Source organism: Alicyclobacillus suci (assembly GCF_017329615.1).
In the GTDB taxonomy this organism is placed as follows: Bacteria; Bacillota; Bacilli; order Alicyclobacillales; family Alicyclobacillaceae; genus Alicyclobacillus; species Alicyclobacillus suci.
This window is the reverse complement of the sequence record NZ_JAFMTW010000036.1, coordinates 16,676-35,561: the sequence shown is the minus strand read 5'-3', so window position 1 is coordinate 35,561 and position 18,886 is coordinate 16,676. Positions and strand designations below refer to the sequence as shown.

General features: G+C 50.1%; 17 protein-coding genes and 1 pseudogene. 5 read left to right on the top strand and 13 right to left on the bottom strand.

Features of this window, described 5'->3' with window-relative positions:
- Nucleotides 1-141 precede the first annotated feature (141 nt).
- The 8 genes and pseudogenes from J3482_RS15110 to J3482_RS15080 form a co-directional block, all read right to left on the bottom strand.
- Nucleotides 142-360, bottom strand: a complete 219-nt coding sequence (locus J3482_RS15110; RefSeq protein WP_206922642.1) for a helix-turn-helix domain-containing protein — start codon at nucleotides 358-360, stop codon at nucleotides 142-144.
- A gap of 531 nt (nucleotides 361-891) precedes the next feature.
- A complete protein-coding gene (locus tag J3482_RS21320; RefSeq protein WP_268884577.1) occupies nucleotides 892-1,026 on the bottom strand; it encodes a hypothetical protein in 135 nt (44 codons plus the stop codon).
- A gap of 975 nt (nucleotides 1,027-2,001) precedes the next feature.
- A complete protein-coding gene (locus J3482_RS21865) occupies nucleotides 2,002-2,199 on the bottom strand; it encodes a recombinase family protein (RefSeq protein WP_206922641.1) in 198 nt (65 codons plus the stop codon).
- Nucleotides 2,115-2,483 (bottom strand): recombinase family protein, encoded by a 369-nt coding sequence (locus J3482_RS15100; protein ID WP_206922640.1) that lies wholly within the window; start codon nucleotides 2,481-2,483, stop codon nucleotides 2,115-2,117. The genes J3482_RS21865 and J3482_RS15100 overlap by 85 nt, the downstream gene beginning before the upstream one ends.
- A gap of 20 nt (nucleotides 2,484-2,503) precedes the next feature.
- Nucleotides 2,504-2,737, bottom strand: coding sequence for a hypothetical protein (locus J3482_RS15095; protein WP_206922639.1), 234 nt, complete (start codon nucleotides 2,735-2,737; stop codon nucleotides 2,504-2,506).
- A 94-nt stretch (nucleotides 2,738-2,831) separates the two neighbouring features.
- A pseudogene (locus J3482_RS15090) lies at nucleotides 2,832-3,189 on the bottom strand (aldo/keto reductase); the annotation flags it as partial.
- A 71-nt stretch (nucleotides 3,190-3,260) separates the two neighbouring features.
- Nucleotides 3,261-4,310 carry an NAD(P)-dependent alcohol dehydrogenase gene (locus J3482_RS15085; protein WP_206922638.1) on the bottom strand — a complete coding sequence of 350 codons (1,050 nt, stop codon included), beginning with the start codon at nucleotides 4,308-4,310 and terminating at the stop codon, nucleotides 3,261-3,263.
- Nucleotides 4,311-4,557: 247 nt separating this feature from the next.
- Entirely contained in the window at nucleotides 4,558-4,818 is a 261-nt protein-coding gene (locus J3482_RS15080; protein ID WP_206922637.1) for a hypothetical protein, read from the bottom strand.
- A gap of 229 nt (nucleotides 4,819-5,047) precedes the next feature.
- On the opposite strand from J3482_RS15080, the gene J3482_RS15075 reads away from it, so the two are divergent.
- Nucleotides 5,048-6,901, top strand: coding sequence for a terpene cyclase/mutase family protein (locus J3482_RS15075; protein WP_206922636.1), 1,854 nt, complete (start codon nucleotides 5,048-5,050; stop codon nucleotides 6,899-6,901).
- An 11-nt stretch (nucleotides 6,902-6,912) separates the two neighbouring features.
- Here J3482_RS15075 and J3482_RS15070 read toward each other — a convergent pair whose 3' ends face one another.
- Both J3482_RS15070 and J3482_RS15065 read right to left on the bottom strand, forming a co-directional pair.
- Nucleotides 6,913-8,352 (bottom strand): amino acid permease, encoded by a 1,440-nt coding sequence (locus J3482_RS15070; protein WP_146824087.1) that lies wholly within the window; start codon nucleotides 8,350-8,352, stop codon nucleotides 6,913-6,915.
- A 160-nt stretch (nucleotides 8,353-8,512) separates the two neighbouring features.
- The gene (locus J3482_RS15065) at nucleotides 8,513-9,892 is read right to left on the bottom strand and encodes a sigma-54 interaction domain-containing protein (RefSeq protein ID WP_438938624.1); all 1,380 of its coding nucleotides are present in this window, start codon (nucleotides 9,890-9,892) and stop codon (nucleotides 8,513-8,515) included.
- Nucleotides 9,893-10,211: 319 nt separating this feature from the next.
- Here J3482_RS15065 and pruA point away from each other — a divergent pair, with 319 nt between their 5' ends.
- The 4 genes from pruA (at nucleotide 10,212) to rocF (ending at nucleotide 15,260) form a co-directional block, all read left to right on the top strand.
- On the top strand, nucleotides 10,212-11,762 hold the full coding sequence (gene pruA, locus J3482_RS15060) for an L-glutamate gamma-semialdehyde dehydrogenase (protein WP_328702718.1): 1,551 nt from the start codon (nucleotides 10,212-10,214) through the stop codon (nucleotides 11,760-11,762).
- 65 nt (nucleotides 11,763-11,827) lie between these two features.
- Nucleotides 11,828-13,024, top strand: a complete 1,197-nt coding sequence (locus J3482_RS15055) for an ornithine--oxo-acid transaminase (RefSeq protein ID WP_206922634.1) — start codon at nucleotides 11,828-11,830, stop codon at nucleotides 13,022-13,024.
- A gap of 36 nt (nucleotides 13,025-13,060) precedes the next feature.
- Nucleotides 13,061-14,332: a Glu/Leu/Phe/Val family dehydrogenase gene (locus tag J3482_RS15050; RefSeq protein WP_206922633.1), complete on the top strand. Its 1,272-nt coding sequence runs from the start codon at nucleotides 13,061-13,063 to the stop codon at nucleotides 14,330-14,332.
- Between the two features lie 28 nt (nucleotides 14,333-14,360).
- Nucleotides 14,361-15,260 (top strand): arginase, encoded by a 900-nt coding sequence (rocF, locus tag J3482_RS15045; RefSeq protein WP_146824128.1) that lies wholly within the window; start codon nucleotides 14,361-14,363, stop codon nucleotides 15,258-15,260.
- A gap of 448 nt (nucleotides 15,261-15,708) precedes the next feature.
- Here the strand turns inward: rocF and J3482_RS15040 are convergent, their stop codons facing one another.
- From J3482_RS15040 to J3482_RS15030, 3 genes are all read right to left on the bottom strand, one after another.
- Nucleotides 15,709-16,893, bottom strand: a complete 1,185-nt coding sequence (locus tag J3482_RS15040; protein WP_206922632.1) for an aminotransferase-like domain-containing protein — start codon at nucleotides 16,891-16,893, stop codon at nucleotides 15,709-15,711.
- A gap of 730 nt (nucleotides 16,894-17,623) precedes the next feature.
- On the bottom strand, nucleotides 17,624-18,493 hold the full coding sequence (locus J3482_RS15035) for a pentapeptide repeat-containing protein (RefSeq protein WP_146824129.1): 870 nt from the start codon (nucleotides 18,491-18,493) through the stop codon (nucleotides 17,624-17,626).
- Nucleotides 18,494-18,507: 14 nt separating this feature from the next.
- The gene (locus J3482_RS15030) at nucleotides 18,508-18,837 is read right to left on the bottom strand and encodes a PadR family transcriptional regulator (protein WP_146824092.1); all 330 of its coding nucleotides are present in this window, start codon (nucleotides 18,835-18,837) and stop codon (nucleotides 18,508-18,510) included.
- Between the last annotated feature and the right edge of the window lie 49 nt (nucleotides 18,838-18,886).

Sequence of the window (18,886 nt, the reverse complement as noted above, 5' to 3'; positions counted from 1 at the left end):
CAACAGGCCGTTGCTACCTGAACATGGAAGAATACTGGAAGTGGCGCAAGGAGCAAGAAGTCTCAGACCAACAAGAAAGTGACGCCCATCAGCCGTTGAGTAGATTGTGAGCATGATGCGACACATTCCGAAGAGGGGATTTTACACAGCATTTTGGACTTGATCATCCCGAACCTTATGCACTGTTACTACAGGCTTACCCTGCCATCGGTAGTCGAGCAGTCGCTTTACTCGTTTGTTCGCCGTAGCACGCACGACCCCGAGCCTCACCGCGATGAACTCCTGCGATGGAAAACCGTTGCCCTCTGCGTCCATAAATGAGGCGATAACACACAGCGTATGCCAGTTCTCCGCTGCCATATCTGCGAGTGTCCCGAGTGTCCCGCATCCGTGTACATACGTAGATAGATGCGAGTCTGCTGCCGCTGCTCGCCGCCTGCTACGACATGCTCGTAGTCTCTCGATACAGATACGAGTTTCTTGTCCTGCAACATAATCCGCCTCCTTTCGGGCCTATGATGACCCGAGCGGATATGCACGAAAACTCCTCGATTTGGTACATCAGAGCATAAAAAGGAGCTGCATTATTGCGGCCCCGCGTCCTGTGTTTGCCTTGCTGCGGCGTACCCTATGAGCTCATTTAGTCGTCGTACTGTGGCGTCCTCGATGCCATCTTTCAATATGAGCCGTACGTTAATTATTCGAGGCTCGTCGAACGTATTTAGCACGATTGCATCCTCTAGCTGCTGCCCCACTTGGTAGCTCTCTAAATCCATCTAATCAATCCTTATAGCGATATTTACCCCTATCCTTCCCCTGCATCGCTCAATATGAGGATTTCGGTACATGAAAATATCAAACTGCCCCGTAGTATTTTTGTTCCATTCAATCTCAGGTAGGTCGGCGATAATCTGCGAACTGTACGGACTCGCCGCCCTTCGCCTTCAAATACTCTGCTACGATGTCTGCATCGAGCTCTCTGGTGTGGCTCTCTGGTGTTTTTATGCGAGTTAGGTACACTAACATTCTCGGACTCCCCTACGAGGCTCACAGGCAGCATGTCGACCGCCTCCGAGAGTGATGCAGCTATCTCGCCACCTGTCGCAGCTCCTACGATTGTGTTTATGAGCTTCGATATGTCTCTCGCATCGTAATGTCGATACGCTTGTCGGATAGCTCGACTCGCTCCACGAGCGAAAGCATAATCTCTCGCTTTACTGCAGGCTCGGCGCTGTCGATAATCGCATCGAAATCGTGAAATACCTCCGCAAAACCTTGTAGCTCGTCAGCCTTTACGCCTTTCGTAATCTTGCTCTGCTCGGATACCTCGGCGGCCCTAGTTCGGAACTCCTTAGTTCTCCCTCGTACCTTTCGAGCATCTTCTCGGCTCGACCTACGGAGAGGTCGTCCTCTAGCGATTCACCAAGGATACCCCGCTCTATCATCGCGTTTAGTTTCAGGACCATCGCCTCGGCCCCGCTAATCTGTGACTGGATACCATCGCTCTCGTTGGCAAGTTGTGTTCGTGTTACTTATTACGGCTTTCATCTTGGTGAAGATGTCCTGCTCGGCTATGTGCTCTTTGACGAATGTTTTAACCTGCCGCAGTACAATTTCCTCTAGCTTATGCGGCCCGTTTGCCCGATCATCCTGCTTTCCCAGTTGAGCCCCGTTTATTACAGTAGTAGTATTGATATTTCTTTCGATGCGTCTCGCCTGTCGTGCGATTCGTCCATTTGCTGTTACCCCATCGAGAAATCAGCGTGCCCCCCGCACGACGAGCAGAACGCTATGCCTCCGAGTAGCAGCGTCGAGCTATTCTCACGAGTTACGACCCACGGTATGTCGTCGTTCTTGGCTCTCGATTTTGTCAGGATGAATCAACCACTGCGATTTAGGTACTTTCCTCTGTACCGCTCCCCACTCGCCGTATACGGTCGCAGTCTTGCCGTAGGTTAGATGTCCTTTGTAAATCGGGTCTCGTAGCATATCCGCTATGTACTAATGTCGCCATAGATGCCCGTTTCGAGTGTACTTAGCCTCTCGATTTAAGTGATTCGTAATCTTAGTGGTGCCGTAGTTTTTGCGTACGTATAGGTCGAATATTTCGCGAATTATCTCAGCCTCGGGCTCGTAAATCTCGATTGCATACGTTTCCTTACCATTACGATAACCGAAAGGCGGCTGCCCGCCTGCCATAATTCGAGGTACAGCGAAATCTCATCAAGCGAACCCTCGACCTTTATCTCTTTGCGTTTTTCGACGACCCATATGCGAATGTGCATCATAAATTTCATGACGTAATCAAACGTCTCCGCCGAACGTCTGCCGAATCGGTCGAGCTTAAAAACGATTAGTACATCGTATTTACCCGCCCGAGCATCTTCTACCGCCTGCATGAGCACTTTACGACGACTCATGTGCGTCTTAAATGCCGAGACCGCCTCGATGTATTCGAGCCTCCCGTTCTCATCGGTCGCCAATTCCCACGAGTCGCCCGTCTCTACTCTGTCCTCGAAAACTCCTCGATGGTACGGCGTTGCAGCGGTAAATCCTCGTCGATGAGCTCCGAGATCGTTTTCGAGCGTACTTTCTTTTTGAGCTGCTTGTGCCTATCGGATACACGCATGAGAGATGCGACCCGCAGTACGCCTTTTTCCTTTTCGTGTTCTTTTAGTTTTTCACGAGCTTTTACCTGCTCTCTTACAGACAGTATTTTCGGTTCTAATGTTGCCATAACTTACGTCCTGCGTAGGGTCGTAATTTCCCCGAATCGAGGAAATACGATGCACCGCAGGCATCTCCGACTATTCGCTATACGTCATACATGGGCTCACCGCAGGATAAAGAATCTTTCCTTGCGCCTGCAAGTCATCCAATGCACGGAGCGTCTCCTCAATCGGTGTAAACGCATCAAACATATGCACAATGTAGAAATCGATACGATCAGTCTTCAACCGTCGCAAGGATAATTTCGTTCCGACAATCCGCGATACAATCACCCAGGATTTCTTCGGAACGCCCTCCCGCATACACGTTTGCTGTATCAAAAAAGTTGATGCCCGCTTCCCGGCAACGTTTAAACATCGCTTTCGATGTTTCTACATCCGCGTTTGCGCCGAACGACATCGTTCCAAAACATAATGACGAAACCTGAATACCTGTTTTTCCTACCGTACGATAATTCATAGCGCACCTTCCTGTGTAGAAAAACGGCACACCTACACGGTGTGCCGCCAACCTATTTCGATGATTCTCTATTATTCATTTTCCATCGTACTAATATCAATCACGAATCGATATCGAACATCTGAAGCGAGCACGCGCTTCCAGGCTTCATCAATCTGGTTCGCAGAAATGACCTCTATTTCTGGTGCAACGCCGTGTTCCGCACAGAAGTCAAGCATTTCCTGTGTTTCGCGAATGCTACCAATGACTGATCCGGCAAACGAACGACGATAAGGAATCAGCGAGAATACCTGTACCGGCATCGGTTCCGGTGGCGCGCCGACGTTGACCATCGTGCCATCCACTGCCAGAAGCGATAGATACACGTTCAAATCAATCTTTGCACTGACAGTATTCACGATGAGATCAAATGAACTGGCCAGCTTCTGAAACGTTTCCGGATCGCTCGTGGCATAATAATGATCAGCGCCAAGACGCAACCCATCTTCTTTCTTCTTCAGCGTTTGCGATAAAACAGTGACTTCGGCACCCATGGCATGCGCAAGTTTTACTGCCATATGGCCAAGTCCGCCCATCCCTACGACAGCAACCTTCTTGCCTGGACCTGCTCCCCAGTGGCGAAGTGGTGAGTATGTGGTGATTCCAGCACACAAAAGCGGTGCCGCTTTATCCAACGGAATGCTATCTGGAATCCGTACAACGAAACCTTCGGTCACGACAATGTGCGTGGAATAGCCGCCCTGGGTATATTGACCGTACTTGTCGATAGCAGCATACGTGCCAACGTTCCCGTTCAGGCAGTATTGTTCGTCTCCATTGCGACAACTATCGCACTCCCCGCAAGAGTCAACCATGCAACCGACGCCCACTCGGTCACCAACAGCAAATTTGGTGACTTCCGAACCAACCTGCGTGACAATCCCGGCGATTTCGTGGCCTGGAACGAGCGGATATTGCACCTCTCCCCATTCCCCGCGAGCGGTATGAATGTCTGAGTGGCAAATACCCGCATACTTAATCTCAATCAGCACATCGTGCGGTTGGAGATCTCTGCGTTCAATCGTGGTCAATTGAAAAGGACCCTCTGGATTAAAAACTGCACGTGCATTCGCTCGAATCATGAACTAACCTCCTGGTCACCAGCAAAAAGTCGGACTGGGAAATGGTCTACCAGATCCACCAAGTTGCAAGTAAGACACTTTGATGTATTTAGGCAACACCTATGTACTATTCTAATAGAAAACTGAAGTGGGCACATTGTTGGAAACCATCTATCGCTCGAATTCACGACAAATGCACCCGCTGTCCCCAACGAGTGCATGCTAGTCATGTGCGTCTGTTCACCAATATAGTCCGGTGCCTATCCAATCAGTAGCCGAATACCATTCTCCGCATACGCGCCCGATGACGTGGATTCGCCGGATTGCACCGTTGTGAAATCACGAATCGAATGGCTGCGGCACGTTGTGCCGGTGTGAGCTTATCCCGACAAGCTGTACAAAGGCGGTCAATCATGCAACCGACCGCATACGGATCTTGTAGGGCTGCATGTACGATTTGAGAATTGCACGAGCCCGTCGAGAATAAACCGGGTGCATCATTTTGTATGCGAATTTGCACATAAGCCACGGATCAATCCCCAATAATATCCCCTCCCTCACCCTGTAATCACACTTACGTGTCACCTTATTCATCCAGTAGACCTGCTTGTACGGACAGTTATCTTGATACCGCGTGGATTTTATGAAGGTCCTGAAGCAATGACTGTGCACTTATCCGTAGCGTCCTCCATAACGAGTCACGTATTTTACTCCAGATATTTGTTTTGGTCGCTGGAGGAATCCGTATGATAGAATAGGTGAGGCAGGCGGTTGATGCATTAGTGCGTCAATTGGAGAACAATCAGGCAACGGACGGATCGTGGAGGTACTGCTGTGAAAGTGGACCGATGACAGACGCCTACATGATACTCCTCCTTCGCGCTTTGGGACTTGATGACAAAGACGTGATACAACCCCTGTCCTCCCGCATTTTGAGCCTCCAAAACGATCATGGTGCTTGGTCTTTGTTTCATGATGAGCCAGGATGGGGAAATTTATCGGCAACCGTCGAATCATATTACGCATTACTTTCGACTGGCCATGGCACAACCGATAACAATCCGCTCGAACGAGCCAGGTACTTCATACGTCACCATGGCGGGTTGGCGCAAATTGGGACATCTACTAGGGCAATGTTAGCCTGTATAGGTCAACTTCCATGGAAGCACTATCAGGTTCCCTTAATCTGGACATTGTTGCCAAAGTGGTTTCCCGTGAACTTCTTTGACTTCGTCGGTTATGCCCGTGGTCATATCGCCCCAGTTCTCATTGCGGCGCATTGCGAAACACCTGTCACATCGCCCGATTTACCGGATTTAAGCACCTCACTGCTGGAGTCCACACAGAAAGAGAACCAGACACACAAACAAGCCCCGCTTCGAAGAAGCCCTCTATCCATCAAAACTTGGTCTCTACGGAGGTTAGAACATTTTTTATTACAACACATAGAGCATGACGGAACATTGATGAGCTATGCGAGTGCAACGTTCTTTATGATTTATGCGCTACTTGGCCTGGGGTATCCGAAGAATCATCCAACAATTGTTCGGGCCATCGAAGGATTAAAATCGTTCATCTATCCACTCTCGAATGGGGCCCATTTGCAAAATATGACCTCCACGGTGTGGGACACGGCGTTAATGAGCTATGCAGTTCAAACGATTCCCCACATCGACACGACCACAATGGTGCGTAAAGCGCAAACCTATTTACTCGTGCGCCAGCACCATGGAACCCGGGATTTACAACCTCCTGACGCAAGGAATGACAGTGGGGGCTGGGGATTTTCCGACGTCAATACACTCATTCCGGATGTCGATGATACAACAGCAGCGCTACGTGCACTCACCCACTCGGCGAAAACGAGTTCCAGTGTCCAATGCGCTTGGAAGCGGGGGTTAAACTGGGTTTTGTCTATGCAAAATTCGGATGGCGGCTGGCCTGCATTTGAACGGAATAAAAACAAACGAATCGTGTCCAATTTGGCCATAGATGGGGCGAAGGCTACACTCACGGATCCGTCATGTCCCGATTTAACCGGCAGAACCCTCGAATTTCTTTGTAATGATGCGGGATATACCCAAAAAGACAAGGTTGTGCAGCGAGCCGTCCATTGGTTGCTCAAACATCAAGAAGTGGATGGCTCGTGGTATGGGCGATGGGGCATTTGTTTCATTTACGGGACGTGGGCCGCACTGACGGGGCTCTTGGCGGCTGGGCTAGACGCGAGTCACCCCTCAATTCGTCGCGCGGTAGCGTGGCTCCATGATATTCAAAACGCGGACGGGGGATGGGGAGAAACATGCTTGAGCGATACAAGGCATGCCTACGTACCACTCGGCAGAAGCACCCTATCGCAAACCGCCTGGGCAACGGACGCATTAATTATAGCCTCTTCCCACACCATGCCCGCGATTGAGCACGGCATTCGATTCTTGTCTACGAAAGTCTTGGCTATGGGAAAGGCCCCATCCGATTGGACCACCTCCTACCCAACGGGCGGCGGACTCCCAGGTGGATTCTATATTCATTTTCACAGCTACAACACGATATGGCCACTTTTAACATTCGGTCATTACCTACAAAAATTTCAGACTCCCAACGGCTCTTAAGCGACCAGACCTTACGAAAGTTCGACAGACAGTGAATTTTCAATTTTCTCCCTATTCTCTTTTTGCTTTGCAAGAATCCTCTTTCTCGCAAACAAGAAATAATACAGCATGATAATCGCAATAATTGGCACACCTGTGTATATCGTGATCCGCTGACCGGGGACGAACCAAAGACTCACAGCAATCGCCGCATTCGCGAGAATGCCGACGAGCGGCAACACAGGATACAGCGGGGTTCGGTATGGGAGCTCGCTCACCTTACCACCTGAACGGACATACTTACGCCGAAATCCCATTTGCGCCAGGCAGATAATTCCCCAGTCAATGACGACAACCAACCCGATACCAGATAAAATCCAAGTGTACAGTTTGTCCGGTGAAACTTTATAAAGCAAAAGTCCAGCCACACCAATAATCATGGTAAATAACACTGAACGGACGGGTACTTGCCGTTTACTGAGTTTGCTGAGGAACTTCGGTGCCATGCCATCGAGCGACATCGACCAGATGAGACGGGAAGAGGCATATGTCCACGAGGAACCTGCAGACAGTGCCGAGGTGACGACGATAATATCCATAATGACATGCGCGGACGGAATTCCGGCCAATTGAAATATCGTTGCAAACGGGCTATCGTTCACGCCTGCCGACTGCCACGGGATGATACCCACTAAGACAATCATCGCGAGCACGTAGAATAAGAGTGTGCGCAGCGTCGTCGTGCGAACCGCGCGAGGTACGGATTTCGCCGGATCACGACTTTCACCCGCCGCAATCCCAATCAGTTCCGTGCCGCTATACGAAAAACAGACGGAAACCAGTGCCAGAAACGAGGCGCCAAAGCCATGCGGAAACAAGCCGCCATGATGCAAATAGTTTGTAGCACCGATTGCCGGATGCGAGGTCCAGCCAAAAATCACTGCAATGCCCACGGCAGACGCAACGATGATGCCAATGACCTTAATGCTCGCAAACCAGAATTCCGATTCTCCATACACGCCAACTGCCATAATATTTAAGACTAAGTAGATAATAAAGAATACCACATAAAACACGACGCTCGGAATGTGCGGGAAATACTGCTGCAAAATTATGACGGCCGCTAACCACTCAACCGTAATCGTGATGGCGCCGTTGATCCAATACAGCCACGCGCTTAAAAATCCGACACTCGGGCTAATAAAGACTTGGGCGTATGTTTTAAACGATCCCGCCACAGGCATAGCGGTCGCCAACTCCCCGAGTGACGCCATGACAATGCCGACTAATATGCCGCCTAACATATACGCAAGGACAGCGCCGCCAGGGCCGGCTTGATTGATGGTATAGCCGGATCCCACGAATAGTCCTGTGCCAATGACCCCGCCGATTGAAATCATAAACATATGTCGACTACGCATTCCACGTTTCAAGCCTGCTTCTTTGTCGACAATTTCCTTTAGTTTATCCAAGTGGGTTCCCCCTCTTTCCTAACTTCGTTCGGCATGTTATCGCGGCACTGAGCAACCGCTTTCATTCTAACTAAGAAAATATATTGCAGATGTACCGACTGAAACACAACTGCCTTTGTGGATTGCGGGGCGCAAAAATATTTTGCACCACCGATAAACCCTACGTGGTGTGATTCCACTTGCGAAGCCTGTACTGCAAACTTTGTCTACTCACACCCAGCGCCCGCGCTGTGGCAGACACATTTCCCCCATTTTGCGATAAGACCTTTAACACGTATGCGCGCTCGTATTGAGACAACTGAGACTGTAAATTTCGCTCCTGTGCAAACGATGCATAATCGAGAAGTTGACTGCTATTATCGCCATGCGGCGTTTCGTCCAAGGCGTTTACCCGCCGGCGTATATGCATCGGAAGGTGTACGACGTCAATTTCGCCATTGTCCACAACCATGTTCATAGCGCCTTCGATGGTATTCTCGAGTTCACGAACGTTACCTGGCCATGGATAGGTGAGAAAGTATTTCATCACTTCGTCAGAAACGCCCTGAACCTGCATGCCAAAGAGTTCATTGTATCTCTGCACAAAGAGAGCGGTCAGATTCGGTATATCCTGTTTACGCTCCCGCAATGGTGGCAAAAACAACGTCACGACGCTGAGACGGTAGTATAGGTCTTTCCGAAGTGTCCCTTTGACCACATCGTCTAATGGATCCTCATGGACGGTCGCAATAATGCGCACATCGACGGTTCTATCCCGTGTATCACCGAGGCGGCGGATTGTCTTTTCTTGAAGTGCGCGAAGAAGTTTGGCCTGCAAAGGTAAGCTCAGCGAATTCAATTCGTCTAGTAGCAGTGTCCCCCCATCCGCTTGTTCGAGGAGCCCTGGCCTATCGATGGCTCCAGGAAATGCGCCGTGCACGGTGCCGAACAAGATGCCTTCAATAAGGTGCTCTGGCAATGCAGCGCAATTTTGCGAAACAAAGGGCCCAGCGGAACGAGGACTCGCGTGATGAATGCTTTGCGCAAACAATTCCTTACCCGTTCCAGTCTCCCCCACAATCAGAATGGACGAGTTTGTCCGGGCCGCTCGCTTTGCATGCTCCATCACTTCGACAATATTGGGGCTCTCGCCAATCAAACTGTCAAACGTGTACCGCGTTTTTCCACGCCTCAGAATGTTCTCTTGAATCCGTTCGATTTGGGTGATATCGCGTGCGATTTCCACCGCTCCACAGATTTCACCGTTGAGAACAATAGGCATGGTATTGTTAATCGTCGTCACCGATTCGCCCTGCAAGTTGTAGTACGTCTGTTTGACATTAAACGTTGCGCGTCCAGTTTGTAGTGCATGAAGCAATGTGCTATAACCTTCCTCTGGAAAGGTGAAAACGTCAAGCACATCCTTATTCAGTACATCCACAGCGGACATGGACTCAATGTCAGCCATTTTCTGATTGTAAATCACCGTTTTCCCAGACGCATCGACAACATGGATTCCTTCGTCGAGTTGATCCACCAAAAACTCATACATTTGAATCAACGCGCGCGTCCTATTTTCTAGGTCATTGATATGGGCGCTCGCCACGCATATCCCCCCAAATGGGATGATTCCCTGTTGCCTGAAAAGTGTTGAAATTCGCTGCTCTACGTCATCAGTTTACTGGGCGCGCCAGCAAACTGCAAACCATTTTTGCACCTGCAATAAATAACGGCAATTGATTTCTGCAAATCGTTTTTGCATCATCATCTATGAAAGCGCTTATTCAACCCGAATGCCAATTCGGCATTTCAACCACTTTATTTTCCAATCCGGTTGGATTGAACAACCATGCGTCGTGTACATGAGGAGGAAATCAACTGTGATTCCATACTTTCCTGAAGCGCTGACGGACTTCTCCAAGCCGGAGAATGAAGCGGCATTTACCACCGCTTTCGAGCGTGTATCGTCACAACTTGGCCAAACCTGCCCACTTATCATTGGTGGTCGCGAGATTTATACCGACCAGCACCAGAAATCTCGCAACCCATCCGATTTGGAGCAAATCGTTGGCTTGGTGGCACAAGCAGATAAAAGTATCATTGACGAAGCATTTCAGGTTGCTTCGAAAACATTTGCCACTTGGTCACAAGTACGCCCAGAAGAACGCGCCGGCTATCTGTTTAAAGCGGCCGCTGTGATTCGCCGCCGGAAGCATGAATTCTCCTCGTGGTTGTTATTAGAGGCAGGAAAGACGCGCGCTGAAGCAGATGCGGATACAGCTGAGTGCATTGATTTCCTCGAGTATTACGGACGCCAAATGTTGCAGTTGTCCGAACGAGGAAAACAGACGCTCATTTCATATCCAGGTGAGGATAACCAACTCGAGTACATCCCACTCGGCGTTGGCGTGGTCATTCCACCCTGGAATTTCCCACTGGCAATCATGGCAGGTATGACAGCGGCTGCGATTGTCTCTGGAAATACCGTCCTTTTGAAGCCAGCGAGTCAAACGCCGATCATTGCCTACCGCTTCTATGAGGTTTTGAAAGAAGTGGGACTCCCAGACGGCGTCGTCAACTTCGTACCAGGTGACGCAGGTGAAATCGGAGATTACATGGTTGATCACGCCCGTACTCGATTTGTGACCTTCACGGGATCACGCGATGTAGGTGTCCGTATCTATGAGCGTGCCTCAAAAGTCCATGCAGGCCAAATTTGGCTCAAACGCGTCATCGCTGAAATGGGTGGCAAAGACGCCATCATCGTCGACGAACAAGCCGATTTGGACTTGGCTGCACAAAACATCGTCAATTCCGCGTTTATGTTCAGCGGTCAAAAGTGCTCTGCATGTTCGCGGGTCATTGCACATGAAGCAATTTATCAAGACCTTTTGGACCGTGTGGTGGAAAAGACACGTGCACTCACCGTTGGCGATGCGGTGAACGCAAACACCCAGGTGGGTCCCGTCATCGACCAAAAAGCTTATGAGAAAATCAAGTACTATATCGAGATGGGCAAACAGGAAGGTCGTCTGGTGTGCGGCGGTGAGTCGTGGGATAAACCTGGATACTTTGTCCCCCCCACCATTTTCGCCGATGTCCCGGCAGACGCGCGCATCTCCAAAGAGGAGATTTTTGGCCCGGTGGTGGCGTTCACGAAGGTACAGACCTTTTCTGACGCCATTGCGGCTGCGAACAACACAGAGTTTGGCCTGACCGGATCTGTGTTCACAACAAATCGCGAACACGTCGAAGAAGCACGCCGCACGTTCCACGTCGGCAACCTCTATTTCAACCGGAAATCAACGGGTGCTTTGGTTGGTGTCCATCCGTTTGGGGGCTTCAATATGTCGGGGACGGATTCAAAAGCCGGAGGGCCTGACTATCTACTGCTGTTCACACAGCCGAAACTGAGTTCAGAGGTTCTGTAAGCCCAGAACAGCATATTTGGCGCACGTAAGAATCGCGTGCCAAATCACACAAGGAGGAATTATCCATGCAAAATACCACGGCATCTCCCAAGACGCTAGAGGAACAATACGGCGCAAAGAACTACCATCCTCTCCCGATTGTCCTCGCAAAAGGTGAGGGTGTTTGGGTTGAGGATACAGAAGGCAAGCGATACATGGATATGCTCAGCGCATACTCCGCGCTAAACCAAGGTCATCGACATCCCAAGGTCATTCAAGCACTCAAGGACCAAGCAGATAGAATTACCTTGACGTCGCGTGCCTTTCACAATGATCAACTGGGTTATTTGTACGAAAGCTTGGCCAAAATCACACATAAGAACATGATCTTACCGATGAACACGGGCGCAGAAGCGGTTGAAACCGCGATTAAGGCCATTCGCCGTTGGGCCTATGACGTGAAAAAAGTTCCGGATAATCAAGCGGAGATCATTGTGGCCTCCGGCAATTTCCATGGCCGCACCACAACCATTATCTCCTTTAGCTCCGATGCGGAATACCAACGCGCGTTTGGCCCGTTGACGCCTGGTTTCAAAATCGTTCCGTATGGTGACATCGACGCACTCAAACGTGCCATTTCGCCGAACACAGCTGCATTTCTCGTGGAACCCATCCAGGGTGAAGCAGGCATTGTCATTCCGCCCGAAGGCTATCTTCGCGACGCGTATCAAGTCTGCAAAGATAACCATGTCCTGTTCGTCGCCGACGAAATTCAAACTGGCTTAGGACGAACCGGAAAAATGTTCGCCTGTGACTGGGAAGAAGTCATTCCCGATATGTACATCATCGGCAAAGCGCTGGGTGCAGGGGTGATTCCCGTTTCGGCGGTTGCTGCGGACAAGGAAATTCTCGGCTTGTTCGAACCCGGATCACACGGCTCCACATTTGGCGGAAATCCGCTCGGCAGTGCAGTGGCCGTTGCAGCCCTCAAAGTAATCGAAGAAGAAAACTTACCAGAGCGCTCCCGCGTACTGGGCGAGTACTTCTTAAACAAGCTGCGCACGTTGAACAATCCCATTATCAAAGAAGTACGGGGCCGCGGGCTGTTTATTGGACTCGAGTTGACGACAAAGGCCCGTCCGTATTGCGAGCAATTGAAAGACCTTGGGCTTCTGTGCAAAGAGACACACGAAAACACCATTCGCTTCGCCCCGCCGCTCATCATTACAGAAGAAGAACTCGATTGGGCATTCGAAAAGATTCAATCTGTGTTCCAACTGTAATCAACGAATAGCGATGAATGACATGGGGTGACATCAATGAGCGCGGTCACTGAAAACAAAACAACGAGACATGAACAAGATGTTCTTACGTCAACGCAACAAGTGATTCTGGACGCGTTGACGCATCTCGGCTACGGCCCAGCGTATTACGAGCTGCTAAAAGCGCCTCTACTCACGCTGACCGTTCGGATTCCAGTGCGAATGGACGACGGGTCCGTCAAAGTCTTCACCGGCTACCGGAGCCAACACAATAACGCCATTGGGCCGACCAAGGGCGGGATTCGCTTCCACCCGGATGTGACATTGGAAGAGGTCCAGGCGCTGTCCATCTGGATGTCAGTGAAATGCGGCGTCGTGGGACTTCCCTACGGCGGTGGTAAGGGCGGTATCATTTGCGATCCGCGCGACATGTCCGTCGCCGAACTGGAGCGGCTGAGTCGGGCTTATGTCCGCTCCATCAGCCAAATTGTGGGGCCGACAAAGGATATTCCAGCGCCGGACGTGTATACCAATTCTCAAATCATGGCCTGGATGATGGACGAATATAGCCATCTTCGCGAGTTTGATTCCCCTGGGTTTATTACGGGCAAGCCGTTGGTTCTTGGCGGATCACAAGGGCGAGACACGGCTACGGCCAAGGGCGTCGCCATCTGTATCGAAGAAGCGGCGAAACGACGAGGACTTTCCCTCCAAGGGGCAAAAGTGATTGTACAGGGATTTGGCAACGCAGGAAGCTACCTGTCGAAATTCATGCATGATGCGGGTGCGCTTGTCATTGGCATCTCCGATGCATACGGCGCTATTTATAACGAAAACGGCTTAGATATTGACGAGCTGTTAGACATGAGAGATTCCTTCGGCATGGTGACCAAAAACTTTAAGCACACCATTTCAAACGAGCAACTACTTGAAATGCCCTGTGACATTCTTGTGCCGGCTGCGATTGAGAACCAAATCACCAAAGACAATGCGCATCGGATACGGGCACAAATCGTCGCAGAAGCAGCGAACGGTCCAACGACGCTGGATGCCACAAAAGTGCTGTCGGAAAACGGCGTTTTGCTCGTACCCGATGTATTGGCGAACGCAGGCGGTGTGACCGTGTCTTACTTTGAGTGGGTGCAGAACAACCAAGGACTTTACTGGACTGCAGAAGAGGTAGAACAACGTCTCCGACAAGTCATGACCCACTCGTTTGAACGCGTCTACGACATGGCGACGACGCAGGGCGTGAACATGCGTCTGGCGGCCTACATGGTCGGTATTCAAAAGATGGCGGAAGCCATGCATTACCGCGGTTGGGTCTAAATTTAAAAGTGGAAAGTTGGTGTTACAGATGAAGGAGATACGCATCATCGGCGTTCCGTCCGACCTTGGGCAAGGCCGGCGCGGTGTCGACATGGGGCCAAGTGCCATACGATACGCAGGACTTGAGGCAGCGCTTAAAAACCTTGGTTATCCAGTGAAAGATCTCGGCAATATCAACGTTCCAACGCCAGAAATGCACGAACAAGCGCAGAATGCAAAACTTCGCTATTTAAACGAAGTGAAGGCCGTCTCCGAAAGTCTGTGCGGCATGGTGAGTACCGTCGTGTCAGAAGGACACATCCCACTCGTTCTTGGCGGAGATCACAGCATAGCCATTGGCAGTTTAGCTGGTATGGCTCAATCTAGCACGAATTATGGCGTCATCTGGTTCGATGCACATGGAGATATGAATACAGCGGAGACGACGCCCTCAGGAAACATCCATGGGATGCCTTTGGCTGTGAGTCTAGGCTATGGACATGATGACTTAATCAGCATTGGCGGCGTCACGCCTAAGGTGAAACCGGAGAATGTCGTACTCGTTGGCATTCGTTCCATTGACCCAGATGAAGCAAAGCTCATTGCCAAAGCCGGCATTCGTTGCTACACGATGTCCGAAATCGACCAACGCGGCATGGCGGTCGTCATGGAGGAAGCGATTCAAATCGCAACAAATGGAACAGATGGAATTCATTTGAGCCTAGACCTCGACGCACTTGATCCCACGCTGGCCCCCGGCGTCGGCACCCCAGTCAATGGCGGCGTCACCTACCGTGAGGGACATTTGGCGATGGAAATGTTGTCCGCGTCAAACGCCATCGTCTCCGTAGACGTCGTGGAAGTGAATCCAATTCTTGATGAGCAAAATCGCACGGCCCTGATGGCGGTTGAACTCGTTGAGTCAGTGTTTGGCAAAACCGTGCTCTAAAAATGATAGAATGGGCCCCTATAGCGTCATGAACTTGCGCCGTAGGGGCCACAAGCGTTTTGATGTCCATAATGTTTTTGGCGTCGTTAGTTTTTAATTTAGTATAGGCAATCTCAACGGATGTACAGTGCTGCTTATGGTGGAGGATTTTACCTGCCGTAAGTTTTTGAAGCGCTTTCTCATGTATTTCTTGTTAAAAGCCGTTTGCCCGCTGCAATTGACAAAATATATCAAGCGATGCCTTCACAAGATAGGCAACAACTGTACTCAATGTGATAAAAAGCATTACATCAAAGCCACGGGTGACCGCATCGTACCATCACTTGCGATACGCAAGTGATGAGAACCGGTTAGACTGCTACAGATTCGCCTAACCGGCGCGATATAAAAGACCACCCGCAAGTGGTCTGGAATCTACAAAATATTGAATAGTCCCTTCGCTTCTGAACTAAGCCCTTACCTTTTGTGGTTCTAATTGTTTGATTGCATTTCCCAAGCGCCGAATGCCCACCTCAATTTGCGCTAGCGATGAATTAGAGAAATTGAGCCGCATGTTCGACTCGCCATCATTTCCTACAAAAAATGGCGTGCCCGGTACAAAGGCAACGCGATTTTGATAGGCCGATTCAACCAAGTCAAATGACCGAATGCCATCCGGCAAAGTTACCCAGATGAATAATCCTCCATCAGGCCTTGTCCATGTTGTGCCACTCGGAAATTCCCGTTCCAAAGAGTCAAGCATGCACCGCATTCTCTCGCCATACGCTTCACGAATGGTATCAATATGGTACCGATGATTTGGGTGTGACAAGAGGCGAGCCGCCGCATGTTGTGTAAGCGCGCTTACGTTGAGACACGTGGCTTGCATGCCTAACTTCGCCGCATGCATGAATTTTGGTGGGGCTACCATCCACCCCAATCTCATACCAGGCGCGACAGTCTTTGATAGCGTCCCCAGATAGATAACTTCATTCCACAGTGAACGAATACTTGGCACAGGGGGGCCATCATAGCGCAGGTCACTGTATGGATCATCCTCGACAATCGCCACTTCTGCAGCCTGGCAAAGTTGTACAATTTGCTCACGACGTGTTAACCCCATCGTTCGCCCTGTAGGATTCTGAAATGTCGGAACGAGATAAATGAATTTTGGATGATAGACCTGAAGGGCTTGAGCGAGCGCTTCTGGTATCATTCCTTCCTCATCTGTATCGACAGTCACGAATCTTGGCTGATAAGGAGCAAACGCCTGCAAGGCACCCAGATAAGTTGGAGATTCCACCAACACGACATCGCCTGAATCAATAAAAGACTTGCCAACTAAATCTAGGCCATGTTGAGAACCGTTGGTAATGAGTACATCATCCACCTGAATCTGCATACTTTTCCTCGAAAGTTGTGTGGCGATAACCTCCCGAAGCGAAGTCTCTCCCTCGCTTGGGCTGTATTGCAAGGCAACACTTCCCTGACTGGATAGAACCTCTTGGTAAACTTCCATCGCTTCTTGCACTGGGAACAATTCGGGGGACGGCAACCCACCGGCAAACGATATGACATCCGGTTGCTGTGCTGCCTTTAGAATCTCTCGAATGAACGACGGTTCAGAATGTTGAACCCAACTGGCTAGTCTCATTTTGCCTGGCACCTCTTCAACTAGATACAAACCGTACCTCTTCAGAATCTGCCCTCGCGATTGCAACAAGGGATATATTATCAGAAAATTACGCTATGTCTGATAATCATTCAACTAGTTTTGAATCATAACACGCACGAAACAACTGCGCAATACGACGATTGTATGGATTGCGGATAAACCAATCACGCAGATCTCCATGCTTGGTTGACACATGCCAAATGTCAAGTAGGTCGCTTACCGTGATCGATTGTGTTCCATTGGTGACCGTCAGAAATTTCCTCGTGGTCGATTGCTCCGTTGGTTGCCCATAGACAGGCATGAATCCGACCATTTGTGAAAAGAAGACTGGGTAGTTGCTCGAACGGCTTCTCGTCAGTCTGGTTCACGACGACAAAAAGTGCGCTCACGAGTACGTGACCACGTTCTTCGCCATTTGCTGGCCACCTTGGTTACCGTCGAACCACAACGTTTCAATGGTTCAGTTACCTTCTTGCCATTGTAGCCCGTCGTGATTGAGCGCCGCATCTTGTTTCGCCACAATTCCCGAACCGAGATTCACCAGTGGATTATTCGAATAAAATGTAAGATAGCTACCAGTTTTCTAAACCGCAGCAATCTGACTCGCCGCAGACGATGTCACATAGGAGACCATTCTGGTGGGCTTTATCCGTCGCTTACGGACAGTGAATATCACGCTAGGACGACTTCCAGCGATTTCCCTACTGCCTTAGATGACCGCAACGTTAGACAAATCGACGACCCACAGACCTTTTAGCGCCGCATAGGTCAGCTTATCCATCATCGCGCCGTCGAAGCAGACGGTTTTGAAGTCGTTATACGATTTGTTTGTCACGGAAATCGGTAGCCGGAAGGACACATTCTTGAGCGTTGCGCCTCGAAACGAAACGTCTTTCAATGTGGACCTGTCAAAACGCACACCGCTGAAAATCTGTTCGTCAAAACGAATTCCTCGCAAATCGCAATATTTGAAATCAACGCCGTGAAAGGTACAGTTCTCGAAGGTTGCGGTTCTAAGATCTGACTTGGCCAACTCAGCGTCCGTCAGTCTGGTGTCTATGAACTTCGCGCCTTTCAGGCTTGAAACATTCACATCAGTGCGTACAAGCACGGATTGGTGGAAACTCGCATTTGCGAGGTCCGTGGCGTAAAAACTGCAATCTGTCAGATTTGCCCCATCAAAATTGCCTTCACGCACATCGCTCGTCGCAAACGAGCAACCGGTCAAATCCGCGCCAACAAAGTTGGCTCCGCGCAACGCACTCGCTTTGAATTTTCCTTTATGCAGGGCAACGCCCGCGAAGTCGCTCTCGTTCAGATTCATCGCACGCAGGTTGATGCGCACCTGCCGTTCCAGCGACTGGGAGAGGTTAGCGATTTCTTTCACCGTCTCTTCGATGTCGCCAATGCTATCGATGGTCATGGCAAAGGCCGTTTCATCGTCCTTACCTTCGGCCTTGAGTTCACGGAACCGTTCCTGCAAATCGGAAAGAAGGTCGGCCTTCAGTTCGCCCACGCTCTTTATCCCATCATACGGAGCAAACAGCTCATTCAAATAGGTCGTCAATTTCTCGTTCATCATGTCCAATCCCCTTACAACAAGGTGTCGAGTACGCGCTTGGCGTACTCCCAATTGCTTTTGTTGCTGGCGTAAGTGACTCTGCCCTTTTCGGTAATCCGAAAATACTTGCGTCGTCCTCCCTGGGATTCGTCGCCCCAATACCACTCGATATCACCGTCTGCCTCCAGCCGCCGAACGCTAGAGTACATTGTCGCTTCCTTCAGCTCATATTCACCACCCGAGCGTTCGGCGACCAATTTAACCATTTCGTAACCATAACGATCAGCTTCCGACAAAAGTCGCAATATCATCGTATCGGTATGTCCTCGCAATAAATCGGATGTGATCTTGTTCTGACTCATATCGTCACCTCGACTACAGCATCATATATCATATTACCATGACAGTCAA